General features: G+C 49.8%; 11 protein-coding genes. 2 read left to right on the top strand and 9 right to left on the bottom strand.

Translation table 11 applies throughout. From position 1 onward, the window contains the following. Nucleotides 1-60: 60 nt before the first annotated feature. A complete protein-coding gene (gene gcvP / locus M0L20_RS07185) occupies nt 61-2,979 on the top strand; it encodes an aminomethyl-transferring glycine dehydrogenase (protein ID WP_248476282.1) in 2,919 nt (972 codons plus the stop codon). Between the two features lie 82 nt (nt 2,980-3,061). On the opposite strand, the gene M0L20_RS07180 is transcribed toward gcvP, so the two are convergent. From M0L20_RS07180 to atpD, 8 genes are all read right to left on the bottom strand, one after another. Then, nucleotides 3,062-3,784 (bottom strand): pirin family protein, encoded by a 723-nt coding sequence (locus M0L20_RS07180; RefSeq protein WP_248476281.1) that lies wholly within the window; start codon nt 3,782-3,784, stop codon nt 3,062-3,064. 5 nt (nt 3,785-3,789) lie between these two features. After that, on the bottom strand, nt 3,790-4,314 hold the full coding sequence (locus M0L20_RS07175) for a hypothetical protein (protein WP_248476280.1): 525 nt from the start codon (nt 4,312-4,314) through the stop codon (nt 3,790-3,792). Between the two features lie 60 nt (nt 4,315-4,374). Further along, entirely contained in the window at nt 4,375-5,133 is a 759-nt protein-coding gene (locus M0L20_RS07170; protein WP_248476279.1) for a dioxygenase family protein, read from the bottom strand. Between the two features lie 195 nt (nt 5,134-5,328). After that, the gene (locus M0L20_RS07165; RefSeq protein WP_248476278.1) at nt 5,329-6,036 is read right to left on the bottom strand and encodes a LytR/AlgR family response regulator transcription factor; all 708 of its coding nucleotides are present in this window, start codon (nt 6,034-6,036) and stop codon (nt 5,329-5,331) included. After that, nucleotides 6,033-7,139 carry a sensor histidine kinase gene (locus M0L20_RS07160; protein WP_248476277.1) on the bottom strand — a complete coding sequence of 369 codons (1,107 nt, stop codon included), beginning with the start codon at nt 7,137-7,139 and terminating at the stop codon, nt 6,033-6,035. The genes M0L20_RS07165 and M0L20_RS07160 overlap by 4 nt, the downstream gene beginning before the upstream one ends. A gap of 166 nt (nt 7,140-7,305) precedes the next feature. Next, nucleotides 7,306-7,551: an ATP synthase F1 subunit epsilon gene (gene atpC / locus M0L20_RS07155; protein ID WP_232560169.1), complete on the bottom strand. Its 246-nt coding sequence runs from the start codon at nt 7,549-7,551 to the stop codon at nt 7,306-7,308. Nucleotides 7,552-7,635: 84 nt separating this feature from the next. Beyond that, a complete protein-coding gene (locus tag M0L20_RS07150; RefSeq protein ID WP_232560168.1) occupies nt 7,636-8,304 on the bottom strand; it encodes a hypothetical protein in 669 nt (222 codons plus the stop codon). Nucleotides 8,305-8,407: 103 nt separating this feature from the next. After that, on the bottom strand, nt 8,408-9,934 hold the full coding sequence (atpD, locus tag M0L20_RS07145) for a F0F1 ATP synthase subunit beta (protein WP_232560167.1): 1,527 nt from the start codon (nt 9,932-9,934) through the stop codon (nt 8,408-8,410). 287 nt (nt 9,935-10,221) lie between these two features. Between atpD and malQ the strand changes: the two genes are divergently transcribed. Then, entirely contained in the window at nt 10,222-11,820 is a 1,599-nt protein-coding gene (malQ, locus tag M0L20_RS07140; protein WP_248476276.1) for a 4-alpha-glucanotransferase, read from the top strand. A 99-nt stretch (nt 11,821-11,919) separates the two neighbouring features. Here malQ and M0L20_RS07135 read toward each other — a convergent pair whose 3' ends face one another. Continuing rightward, nucleotides 11,920-12,912, bottom strand: coding sequence for an aldo/keto reductase (locus M0L20_RS07135; protein ID WP_248476275.1), 993 nt, complete (start codon nt 12,910-12,912; stop codon nt 11,920-11,922). Nucleotides 12,913-12,987: the final 75 nt, after the last annotated feature.

The following is a 12,987-nucleotide window of genomic DNA, read 5'->3' as shown; positions in this document are numbered from 1 at the left end:
TATACCTCTTTTTACGGGACGGTTGTGTAAATTTGCATCTTATACAGAAGCTATCTTTCGATGAAGTTAAACCTTCGTTACCAGGAGTCATTTGAAGACCGTCACCACGGTCAAACCGATTCGGCTCATGCCGAAATGCTCCAAACCATTTCAGCGACCGGCTTACCGGTTGAATCCATCGACGAACTAATTGACCAGACGGTTCCGGCTACCATCCGGCTCCCCCGACCCCTTGATCTGCCTGCGCCTAAATCGGAGACGCAATTCCTGGCGGATTTCAAGAAGCTCGCTGGCCAGAACAAAGTTTTCAAATCGTATATCGGTACCGGTTACTACGATACCATTACACCGAACGTTATTCTTCGGAATATTCTGGAAAACCCGGCCTGGTATACCGCTTACACACCCTACCAGGCTGAGATTGCACAAGGGCGTCTGGAAGCGTTACTCAATTTCCAGACAGTAGTATCCGACCTAACAGGTATGGATCTGGCAAATGCCTCGCTGTTAGACGAAGCGACTGCCGCAGCCGAGGCCATGCACATGCTGTACGCGATGCGTCCGGCGGCCAAAAAAACAGCGAGTACGTTCTTTGTTTCGGAGCGTTGCCATCCGCAAACGATCGATGTTATCCTGACCCGTGCGACACCAATAGGGATCAACGTATTGGTTGGTGATCACCGTTCGGTCGATCTTACGAACGGCGAAATTTTCGGCGTTCTGCTTCAGTATCCGGCTTCTGACGGCGAAGTATTCGATTATACAGATCTTATTTCGGCAGCGCATGAATTGGGCATCACGGTAGCTGTTGCCGCCGATCTGCTGGCTCTGACGCTGCTAACCCCTCCCGGCGAAATGGGCGCTGATGTGGTCGTTGGTTCGGCGCAGCGCTTTGGCGTTCCGATGGGCTTTGGTGGCCCACACGCGGCTTACTTCGCGACCCGCGATGCGTTCAAACGCCAGATTCCCGGTCGGATCATCGGTGTTTCGCAGGATGCTGAAGGTAAACCAGCGTTACGGATGGCTCTGCAAACGCGTGAGCAGCACATCCGGCGCGAAAAAGCGACATCAAACATTTGTACCGCGCAGGTTCTGCTGGCCGTCATGGCGGGTAGTTACGCGGTGTACCACGGTCCGCAACGGCTCCGGACGATTGGCGAAAAAGTACACGCGCTGGCAAAAACCTTCGCGACAGCGCTACGCTGGAGCGCTCACGAGCTTAGCACCGAAAACTATTTCGATACGGTAACCGTAAAAGTCGGTGATGTTGAGTCGATCAAAAAATCGGCGCGGGCGTCGCAGATAAACCTACGGTATTTGCCCGATGGTGAGCATGTCAGCGTGTCGTTTGATGAAACGAAGACCGTAGACGACGTTCTTGAACTGATGTCGATCTTTGGCGTAAAATGCGATCTCGACGCGATTATCGATAGCCTGGAAATCACCTGGCCTGAGCGCCTTGTTCGTCAGTCCGATTATTTGACGCACCCGGTTTTCAATACGCATCATACCGAGCACGAAATGCTGCGTTATCTGAAGTCATTGGAAGAGAAAGACCTTTCGCTGGTTCATTCGATGATTTCACTCGGTAGCTGCACGATGAAGCTGAATGCTACTGCCGAAATGATTCCGGTAACCTGGCCTGAATTCGGCAAACTGCATCCATTTGCGCCAAAGGATCAGACGTTGGGCTATCAACAGCTTTTCAGCGATCTGAACGATTGGCTGTGTGAAATCACGGGCTTTGCGGCCATGTCGCTGCAACCAAACTCCGGTGCACAGGGCGAATACGCTGGTTTGATGGTAATTCGGGCTTACCACGAAAGCCGGGGTGATCATCACCGTACGGTATCGTTGATCCCGCAGTCGGCGCACGGTACCAACCCCGCCAGTGCCGTTATGGCAGGCATGAAAGTTGTGATCGTTAAATGCGATGATCGTGGCAACATTGATGTCGCGGATCTGAAAGCAAAAGCCGAACAATACAGCAATGATCTGTCGTGTCTGATGGTGACCTATCCATCGACGCACGGTGTTTTTGAGGAAAGCATTAAAGAAATCTGCGAAGTTATTCACCAGCATGGTGGCCAGGTTTACATGGACGGTGCCAATATGAATGCGCAGGTCGGTCTGACCTCACCCGCAACGATTGGGGCCGATGTGTGTCACCTAAATTTGCACAAGACGTTCTGTATTCCTCACGGTGGTGGCGGCCCTGGTATGGGACCAATCGGTGTGGCGGCCCATCTAGCTCCATTCCTGCCCGGTCATACGCTTGTGCAAACGGGTGGCGATCAGGCAATTCATGCGGTGTCGGCAGCTCCGTACGGTTCGGCCAGTATTCTCGTCATTTCCTACGCGTACATTGCCATGATGGGTAGCGAAGGATTGACCAACGCTACGAAGCGGGCTATCCTGAATGCGAACTACATCAAGGCGCGGCTGAATGGTCATTACGATACGCTATACACCGGAGCCAATGGCCGGGCTGCGCACGAAATGATCGTTGATTGCCGTCCGTTCAAAGCGGCTGCGGGCGTTGAAGTTGAAGATATTGCCAAGCGGTTGATGGATTACGGGTTCCACGCGCCAACGGTTTCGTTCCCGGTAGCCGGAACGTTGATGATTGAACCAACCGAATCCGAATCAAAAGCCGAGCTTGACCGCTTCTGCGATGCGATGATCGCCATTCGTGAAGAAATTCGCGAAATTGAAACGGGCGTTGCTGAGCGGAATAGTAACGTGCTGAAACATGCACCACACACGGCAACGGTGGCATTAGCTGACAACTGGAACCGGCCTTACTCGCGTGAGAAAGCCGTCTATCCATTGCCATACGTGCAGGCTCGCAAATTCTGGCCGAGTGTTAGCCGGATTGACTCGGCGTACGGTGACCGGAATCTGGTTTGTTCCTGCGTACCAACGGACGCTTACGCAACAGAGGTTGCCGAAGAAGCCGGTATGGAACAGCAAGCTTAATTCGGTTTAAGTATTGTGAAAAGCCAGTCTGCGGAGAACAGACTGGCTTTTTGTTTGTAATGTTTCGTTCAGAGTCTAGCAGCTATACCGACACTTCCAGCAGCAAAAGAATCGCGTCATTGGATAAGGCTTCAAACTCGACTTCTTCATTTTTGATATCCGTTAGCGCTAAACCGTCCCGTTCGTGCAGCAATCGATTTTGCACTTCAAAAACACCGCTGATCACAAACACAAAAACGCCATTGACCTTCGCTGGCTCACCGGAATTTGTAACGGAATAAATAGCCTCGTGCCGCCCATCATACCGACCGATAAAAGCAGCCAACCCGCTCGCACTGGTACCGCCCAGCGGATTAATGGGCAATAACTTATTCTTGTTGGTTAGATCGAAGCTAGTTTGTTTCAAAGCGGGCGTAAATGAAGTGTAATCAGCCGATAGCCAGATGTGCAGAAAGTTGATAAACTCGGTTTCGTACGGATTAACGACTTCATACGTCATGCCCGCAGCTAGTGAGAAAAGCTGTACTTGTCCGGCTTCCAGGAAACCGTCTCCTAAAGCGCTGCGGTATTCAAGTCCACCAGCAATTGGAAGAATAAATACTTCTGTATCGGTCTCGACGGTCATTTTAATACTGTGACCTGCTTTCAACGTATCGTCGTTGACCAGTTGAAGCGGGCCAAATGGTTTGCGACTTTCGTCAAAATAAGACCCGAAATTAAAGCTGTGAAAGCTACGAAATGAGTCGAGTTGTGAACAGCCGCGCTGGTCCGACAGGTATATCTGAGCTTGCGTTTGCGTATCCATCGTTTTTAGGCTAGCGTTCCGCTCTGTACGAATGAAACGTTCAGGTAAGGTTGCAACGCCAGCAGGTCGGTTTCTATCTCTTTCCCTTCGTGTAGGGACTGACGTTGATCACCATAGGTAATCAGTAACGAATTGCCTATAGTGTCAATCCAGGTAAGGGGCTCACTGTAGAAAGAGATAGCCACTTTATGCAGCTCCTTGTTCTGTACGTGCGACTGTAAAATCTCGAACTTGAACTGGGTAAAGGGCAAGCACAGTTTTCCCGACGCATTGACAATTTCGGGAACAATACCATTTAGCTGTCTGATATAACCGATTGCCGCTCTGCTGGTCAGGTAATGCAACTTGTCGGCCTCAGGAACGTGTGTTAACAACTCCTGAAAGGTGCTATACATACTATCCTGATTGTAAGACTGCGCCTGCATGTAAAATTCCTGGTAGGTATCATCAAACACGTACTTGTCCCACGCCTTCTGGGACGATGCGTCGATAATTTTACGGTAACTCAACCGAATAAGCCCTTTTATCATGTATTCATTTCGCCTGAAAAGCACCAAGTGGATGCTCGATGCTTTCGGCTATTGGTTGTGCTATGCGCTAACAACAATAGTGTGCGTCAATGTGTAACCGCCGGACAAACTACCTGATACGGTTGCTAGCTCCGTGGTGTAGCCATCGCCAAACACGTTGTCTTTTTCGTTCTTGGTATCCTGTGCGCCTTTCGTGTAACCGTAGGATTGCCCAGTTGTATAAACTGTGTTCGCGATGTCGTACGGAAAAGCAATCTGAGTTACCAGCAACGACTTACCCGACGAATTGTAGATATGGACGTGAATGTGCGGAGCGCGCCCTGAATACCAGCCTGGAAAGATCGACGTGAAGGAAACCAGACCATTCGAGTCGGTCGTCTGACGCCCCCGCAAAAAGTCTACGTTGGTGTAGTTGGTGCTTTGCATGCCTGTTCCGCCATATTCCGAGTAGTTGCCATCCTTGTCGCAGTGCCAGACATCGACCAGTGCTCCGGCGAGGGCCGCACAACTGCTGTTCGCGTTCTTAATGGTGATGTTCATTGTGAAGGCGACGCCCGTGCGGTCGTCGCGGATGTCTTTCCGGATAAAGTTGGCTGGCTTTTTCGTTGGGAAAGGACCTTCCGTTTCGCTGGGCGTTACCGAGCAATCGCTGGATGAACTACCGTTGGTAGAGCCAGTAGACGAGCTTGTTCCTGATCCAGTCGTGGTCGTACTTGTTGGGTCGATTTCGGTTGATGAGCAACTCTCGATCATCGGTACAACCGCAGCGATGCCAAGTAAGCTACTAAATCCTCGCTTCAAAAATTCCTTACGTTCCATAGGGGTTACTGCTATTCTGGAGTTGATATATAACCCAATACGCTGACCAATAAGGAATCGTTGTGCTGAGGAATGGCTTTGAGGTGAATCGAACAATTGTGTCGGTTAATCTTGAAAAAATAGGTAGGCAAGGTAATCTTTAAATAGGTTGTGCCCAGTGGGATCAGGTTTGAGAACCTGACCCCACCAGCTGGTTTAGACTCCAAACTGACGAAAAAAGTCAGCTTCGTAGCTGGCTCCAATGGGAATCTCGCGTTCAGCCAGTAAGATGGTTTTGTTTTGAACGGCTTCAATGCGGTTGAGCGGTACAATGTACGACCGGTGCACGCGAATAAACCGTTCAGAAGAGGTGTTGAGACCGGCCAGTTGCTCCATCATTGCTTTCATCGTCATCCGGCAAACAATGGGCTTATCCTGTTTTCGATAGATTTTGAGATAATCATCCAAACCTTCGATAAACAAAATGTCAGATAAGGGAATCTGATACAACCGATAATCGGCTCGTACGTACAGATAAACGGGCTTATCTTGCTCCTGTAGCTGCCTGAATTGATAGGCATCGCGGGCTTTCTGAGCAGATTGCTCGAATCGTTCGAACGTAAACGGTTTGAGCAGATAATCAACTGCGTTGAGCGTAAAGCCTTCGACAGCGTACTCAGCATAAGCCGTCGTGAAAATAACAAGGGTCGGTTTGGGTAAAAGTTTATGGAAGTCGAGCCCTGACAGCGCAGGCATGTTGATATCAAGGAAAAGTAAGTCAACCGGATTGTTCGTCAGGTAAGCCAACGCTTCGTCGGGACGGACGAACGTTTTCTGCAAATCAATGAAATCGACTCGACCGCAAAAATTGGTAAGCACCCGAAGGGCAGGGGGTTCATCGTCAACGGCAATAGCACGAATCATGGCAGGGTCAGGTATAGATCGACCGTGAAGTCACCGGGCTGATCGGTAATTAATAGTCGGTGCTGGTTTGGGTATACTAACGCAAGTCGCGCTTTTGTGTTTGTCAGGCCAATTCCGCTGGTCGTAACGGCTTCCTGGGCAACACGCACTTTTTTATTGAAGACGTGGCAATGCAATTCGTTGCCTTGAATCGACAGCTTAATTCGAATAGATGAGTCTTCACTCGGGTTGACACCGTACTTGAAGGCATTCTCAATAAAGGATATTAGAATCAATGGCGAAATTTGTTGCCCGTTGGCCTTACCGTCAATCGAGAAGTCAACGCGCACCGTATCATCCAACCGTAACTGTTGCAGGGCTACGTAATGGCTGATGTAGTCAAATTCTTTCGACAGAGGTACCTGCTTGACTGCCGTATCCTGGATCACATAACGCATCAGCGCCGAAAGCCGCGTGATCGCTTCGGCGGTTCGATCCGACTGCTCAATCGCCAGCGAGTAGATGCTATTCAGCGTATTGAACAAAAAGTGTGGATTGATTTGCGCTTTCAGGTATGACAGTTCGGTGTTTAGCTTTTCCCGTTCTGTTTCCCGCCATCGGTTGTTGACGCGGATAGCAAGTGACAACAAGAGGCCAATTGAAAAGAGAAGAAACGTCTGGCTTATTTCTGGCGGAAGTCCAGGCTGTTGCGATTGCGGCTTTGGGAAACTGCCAGGTGGGGGCAGAGGAGGGCGGTCAGGCGGGCCGAAACCAGGACCTGATCCAGTTGACCCAGGCGGAGGTGGCGGAGCTATCGCTAGCGGAGTCGATGCCCGGCGATTGATCCGGACCAGTGTTTGCTCAATAATGATAAAACAGCTAAGCAGGCAAAAAACGTAGAGGATGTAATTACGCGCAAAAAAGTACTGTGGGATCAGCACGTAATAGTTTAAGTAGAAGAACGCAATTGTGAGCAGGTAGGAAAACAGATTTCGCTGCTCATGAGGATTATAAGCGAGTTCGGCCAGTTTTGAAAAGCCGTCTTCCGCGAAGATGTATGGCAGAGCAAGAAACGTCAGACAGCCGAGGGTATGCGTAGCAACCAGTAATACTTTCCTGTTCATGTGTGAAAATCAATACGGAAAGTTACAGAACCTGCTTCACTCACTACCGAAATATCGGTCAATCAACGAGTTCTGCCGGTAAACACGCGAATGATGAATACCACAAAACGCAACGGGTTGCTCACAATGAGCAACCCGTTGCGTTTTATCAGTGAGAACTGACGACCTAAGCAATGATCGCTTCGGCCAGAACCAGCACTTTGTTTTGTAATACTTCAACTACACCGCCGTCCACAGAAAATGTCTGCTGACCAGAGGCTGTCTGTACGACGATTGGGCCTCGGTCCAGCGTACTTACCAGCGGAGCGTGGTTGTTTAGAACCTGAAACTGACCTTCGCTACCCGGAAATGTAACGGCGGTAGCCTCACCAGAGAAGACCTTACGGTCGGGGGTAATAATATCGAGAGTCATAAAGATGATAGAGTATACGATGTATGATCTATGATTTGCTGTAATCGCAGGTCACCTGCTTTATATCATACATCAAACATCAGCTTACAGCACTCCTTTTACTAGATTAAGGATACTGCTTAGTTGGGTTTTTGCCGCTGGCTCAGCCGCTTTTGCCGCTAAACCACCCTGATCAAGCTTACTAACAGTTCCCAGCGCTTTTGAAATCAGTGACTGACCCGTTGACTGGCTTACACCGCCCAGCGACGACAATACACTGCCAATTCCGCTTAAACCACTTGTTAACTGACTGCCTTTCCCAATCAGTGAGCCAGCCGTTAGCAGGCTTTCGAGCTGGTTTCCTCCCGACGCTAATTTCGCCAGATCAACCGCTTTCCCGAGAACACCGCTGCCCAAAGCACCTGTTGGTATTAAAGGTAGTAGCGCTTTTAGTTTGCTAACCTGAGCTAGTAACTTTGTCTTGAAGGAAGTTGGCTTTTGTTGCGCTTCGGCCTCCAGTCCAGCAATCCCTTCTTTAAGCTCCTGCGTCGTTGTCTCTTTATCGCCTTTCTTCAGCGCTGCTACAGCACTATCCAAATGAGCCGTAGACGAACTATCCTGTAAAGCCGGAGTAATTGACTTTTCGTTGATGGTGCCTATCGACCGAACGGGCATCGCTAATTCCGTTGTAATTTGGGCCGAAGTAACAGAAACAAAGAAGAGGCTTGCAGATAAAACGAGTATTCCTGAACGAAGTCTAATCGACGTTTTCATAAAACAGGGTATGTTTTTTGTATGTGGACTATTAGACTTGATTGCAGGTAATACGTTTCGGTCTGTGACCATAAAATTTTTAGGATCACAGACCGAAATAATGTTACTGACCAGCTTCTTTCAGCATCCGTTCGCCTTTCGCCATGGCATCTTCAATCGTGCCGACGAGGTTGAACGCTGCCTCTGGAAGACGGTCATGCTTGCCGTCGATGATTTCGTTGAACCCTTTGATCGTATCTTCAATGGGAACCAGAACGCCTTTCAAACCGGTGAACTGTTCAGCAACGAAGAATGGCTGCGACAGGAAGCGTTGTACGCGACGAGCACGGGCAACAACCAGTTTATCTTCTTCTGACAATTCTTCCAGACCCAGGATGGCGATGATATCCTGCAATTCTTTGTAGCGTTGCAGAATTTCCTTTACGCGCTGAGCCGTATTGTAATGTTCGTCACCCAGAATTTCAGCCGTCAGAATCCGTGATGTCGAATCGAGAGGGTCCACCGCTGGATAGATACCAAGCTCAGAAATTTTCCGGCTCAATACCGTAGTCGCATCAAGGTGAGCAAATGTCGTAGCCGGAGCAGGGTCGGTCAAGTCATCGGCAGGTACGTAAACGGCCTGTACCGATGTGATCGAACCGCGCTTGGTTGAGGTAATCCGCTCTTGCATGACACCCATCTCCGTAGCCAGTGTAGGCTGGTAACCTACGGCTGATGGCATCCGGCCCAATAGAGCCGATACTTCCGAACCAGCCTGGGTGAACCGGAAAATGTTATCGACGAAGAACAGGATGTCACGGCCAGCACCTTCACCGTCACCATCGCGGAAGTGTTCAGCAATGGTCAGACCCGACAAAGCAACCCGAGCACGGGCTCCTGGTGGTTCGTTCATCTGTCCGAATACGAACGTAGCCTGGCTCTTAACCATTTCGTCCATATCCACTTTGCTCAAATCCCAGCCGCCTTCTTCCATCGAATGTTTGAACGCTTCGCCGTATTTGATAATACCCGCTTCGATCATCTCGCGCAGCAGGTCATTTCCTTCACGAGTACGTTCGCCCACACCGGCAAACACCGACAGACCGGCATATGCTTTGGCGATGTTGTTGATCAACTCCTGAATCAATACCGTTTTACCAACACCAGCACCACCGAAAAGACCGATTTTACCACCTTTTGCGTAAGGCTCCAGCAGGTCAATTACTTTGATACCCGTAAATAAAACTTCGGTCGACGTAGCAAGATCTTCGAATTTGGGAGCCGCCCGGTGGATTGGTAAGCCAGTACCCGTGCTTTTAGGCTGCGGAATACCATCGATAGCATCACCAACGACGTTGAACAGCCGTCCCCGGATGCCATCACCGGTTGGCATAGTAATTTGGTGACCTAGGTCATCGACATCTAGGCCGCGATACAGACCGTCAGTCGAGTCCATGGCGATAGCGCGAACACGGTCTTCACCGAGGTGCTGTTGAACCTCCAGAATCACCTGTTGCCCATTGGCTTTCGTTACTCTAAGGGCGTCCAGAATAGCCGGAATCCGCGAGCCTTCGCCCTCGAAACTCACGTCCACAACTGGCCCGATTATTTGCGTAATCTTACCCGTATTTACTGCCGTTGCCGTACTCATTTATATGTGATGTAGCTTATTAAAAATTTACCCATTGTTTGGGACTGCAAAAGTAGGAGAAAAACAGCGTAAGAGCAAGGTGCTATTTATTCAATTTATGGTTTTTAGGCTACGGAACGTATTTGGTAGTTAGGTTTTTATCCTAAGGAATAAACAAAACCGGCGTTGAGCGGATTTGTACAAAAGATAGTTGCTGGCGGTTAGTCGAACGTGGAATCATTACGGATGTTTATGGATGATTAATCGCTGTCAGCTAAGCCACAACGGGTTATTAACCACTTCTTTTCATGCTTCAACAACGCTCAAGCGGTCTCTTACTTCATATCACATCATTACCTTCGGCGCATGGTGTTGGTGACTTAGGCCCAGAAGCCTACCGGTTCGCCGATTTCCTGCACGCAGCGGGTCAAACATACTGGCAGATACTACCGCTTACGCCCGTTGATCCGGGTGCGGGCTTTTCGCCCTATAGCAGTCCATCGGCTTTTGCGGGGAATAGTTTATTGATTAGTCTGGAAAAGCTGGCCGATGAGAACTGGTTAAGTGACCAAGACTTAGCCGGGTTTAACGATCAGCCAGTACAGGAGGTTACCGTGACCGAAGCGCCCTCAACATCAGATGAAGCCGTGACCGCGGTATTGACCGAATCGGTTGTGCTTGCTCCCTCAACGTTGCATGCGGCCTGGTTAAAGAAAAGGCCCTTACTGCAACAGGCTGCTGCGACGTTTCTGCGCACGGCAACGCCCGGCCAACGCGCCGATTATGATCGGTTTTGTGGTTGGCAGGCGCATTGGCTCGACGATTACGCGTTGTTTTCGGCACTTCAGGAGGAAACGGGTGAACCAGTCTGGTCGCACTGGCCGGAAGAAATCGTTCGCCGTGACCCGCAGGCCCTCGCCCAGCAGACGGAACTGCTTCACGACCGAATCGAAGAAATTAAAGTTTTGCAGTATTTCTTTCTGCGGCAATGGAATGAGCTTGTCGCCTACTGCTATCAGCGCAATATTCACCTGATTGGCGACATACCGATCTACGTGCAGTTCAACAGTGCGGATGTGTGGGCCAATCCGACGTTGTTCAAACTAGACGAGGATTTGAAGCCTTTGTTTGTGGCAGGTGCTCCACCCGATTATTTCAGTGAATACGGACAGCGCTGGGGAAATCCGATTTACGACTGGGAAGAGCATCAGCGTACGGGCTTTGCCTGGTGGCGGCATCGATTGCGGCATCAGATGTCCTTGTACAGCCTGACGCGGTTGGATCACTTCTTAGGCTTCGCTGTTTACTGGGAGATTCCCGCTGACGAACCAACGGCAAAAGTAGGTGAGTGGGTCAGAGCCCCCATTGAGGAATTTATGCACGCAATGTACCGTCAGTTCGTGCATTTGCCTGTAATCGCTGAAGACCTTGGTGCCCGTACAGCAGACACGCAACCGCACATGCGGCATTACGGTATTCCGGGCATGCGCGTGCTTCAGTTTGGTTTCGGTATCGATATGTCGACCTCGTCGCACATGGTCCATAATTACACCGAAAATGTGGTTGCCTATTCGGGGACACATGATAACAACACTACGCTCGGCTGGTTTCACGAAGCGTCGGAAGAGATGCGTAAGCATCTGGATGATTATTTCGGTTTCCCGATCACCGACGACAATGTGGTCGATCAAATTTGTCGAAGGACGATGCAATCGGTAGCGCGGCTTGCTATCATGCCCGTACAAGACATACTGAATCTGGATGAAACAAATCGAATGAACACGCCAGGTTTGGGCGGTCAAAGCTGGCAATGGCGCTTAAAACTGGATCAGTTGACGGAAGAAGTCGCCGAGAAGTTATTGAAATTGACAATAATGACGGGCCGAGTAGAAGGCGCGCAATCGTAACCCAGACATCCTGTCCGTGAAGCCGCAGGCTAGATTGTGGTTGACTTTATAATCGCTACCACTCACGCTACAGCTCTACGGACAGGACATCTGCGTTACTTATACCAACGCCAGTTGCCCTAACTGCTGGTTGATGAAATCAAGCTCATCGGTCGATAGCTGAATAGCGATGGCCTTTGCGTTTTGGGTAGCTTGTTCGGCATTCCGTGCGCCTACCAGAGCCGCCGTGATACCGGGCTGTTCGATGGTCCACCGAATCACCAACTGACCTAGACTAGCGTTCTTTTCGTCGGCTAGCGGTTTTAGTTTCTGTAGGAGAGAATCGGCCTGTGTGATGTTTTCGTCTTTGAAAACGCGGTAGTTCGCCCGGTGATCTCCTTCGGCAAACTGATGACCGGGTTTGATTTTACCCGTCAAGAGTCCCCGCTCCATGGGGCTGTACGCTAAAATGCCTTTTTTGTGCTCAAGACAATAAGGAACCAGCGACTCGTTGATTCCCTGGTTGAGCATACTAAACGGAACCTGGTTCGACGCTAGCTTCAGAACGCTTTCCGCCTGCTGCATCTGTTCCGCCGTGTAGTTGCTTACACCGGCCTGACGCACTTTTCCCTGTTCGATCAATCGCAAAACGGCCTCCATGCTTTCCTCGATGGGCGTGGTCGATTCGGGCCAGTGCATCTGGTACAAGTCGATGTAGTCGGTACCTAGCCGTTTGAGGCTATCTTCACATTCTTTGATAATGCTTTCCTTGCCCGAATATTTGTATACGTCGATTGGAGTACCCGCGTTGTCCTGACTCTTAAAGGCAAAATCACCTTTTTTTAAGTCCCAGCGCATACCATACTTGGTCAGGATCTGAATTTTGTCACGTGGTAACCCTTTGATTGCTTCGCCAACAATTTCTTCACTGGCACCCTGTCCATAAATAGCTGCCGTATCAATGGATGTTACACCCAAATCGTACGACACGCGAATGGCCTCAATAGCCCCTTTTTGTTCAGTTCCGCCCCACATCCAGCCGCCAGCGGCCCACGCTCCAAATGTAATGGCAGAAACGGATAAGTCCGAATCGCCCAGTTTTCTGTATTCCATGCGTTCTGTATAAGAGATAAAGTCTTTTAATAAAAGAAAATATACCTTGTTTTGTTGGTAATAATGAGCGTATAC

The organism is Spirosoma liriopis, assembly GCF_023196085.1.
Lineage (GTDB): Bacteria > Bacteroidota > Bacteroidia > Cytophagales > Spirosomataceae > Spirosoma > Spirosoma oryzicola.
The sequence above is the reverse complement of the archived record's forward strand: the minus strand, read 5'-3'. Positions and strand labels throughout refer to the sequence as shown.

What these genes read in the sequence shown, in the direction of transcription:
- gcvP (WP_248476282.1), top strand. Translation starts at nt 61, where the DNA reads ATGAAGTTAAACCTTCGTTACCAGGAGTCATTTGAAGACCGTCACCAC.
- M0L20_RS07180 (WP_248476281.1), bottom strand. Translation starts at nt 3,784, where the DNA reads ATGGATACGCAAACGCAAGCTCAGATATACCTGTCGGACCAGCGCGGC.
- M0L20_RS07175 (WP_248476280.1), bottom strand. Translation starts at nt 4,314, where the DNA reads ATGATAAAAGGGCTTATTCGGTTGAGTTACCGTAAAATTATCGACGCA.
- M0L20_RS07170 (WP_248476279.1), bottom strand. Translation starts at nt 5,133, where the DNA reads ATGGAACGTAAGGAATTTTTGAAGCGAGGATTTAGTAGCTTACTTGGC.
- M0L20_RS07165 (WP_248476278.1), bottom strand. Translation starts at nt 6,036, where the DNA reads ATGATTCGTGCTATTGCCGTTGACGATGAACCCCCTGCCCTTCGGGTG.
- M0L20_RS07160 (WP_248476277.1), bottom strand. Translation starts at nt 7,139, where the DNA reads ATGAACAGGAAAGTATTACTGGTTGCTACGCATACCCTCGGCTGTCTG.
- atpC (WP_232560169.1), bottom strand. Translation starts at nt 7,551, where the DNA reads ATGACTCTCGATATTATTACCCCCGACCGTAAGGTCTTCTCTGGTGAG.
- M0L20_RS07150 (WP_232560168.1), bottom strand. Translation starts at nt 8,304, where the DNA reads ATGAAAACGTCGATTAGACTTCGTTCAGGAATACTCGTTTTATCTGCA.
- atpD (WP_232560167.1), bottom strand. Translation starts at nt 9,934, where the DNA reads ATGAGTACGGCAACGGCAGTAAATACGGGTAAGATTACGCAAATAATC.
- malQ (WP_248476276.1), top strand. Translation starts at nt 10,222, where the DNA reads ATGCTTCAACAACGCTCAAGCGGTCTCTTACTTCATATCACATCATTA.
- M0L20_RS07135 (WP_248476275.1), bottom strand. Translation starts at nt 12,912, where the DNA reads ATGGAATACAGAAAACTGGGCGATTCGGACTTATCCGTTTCTGCCATT.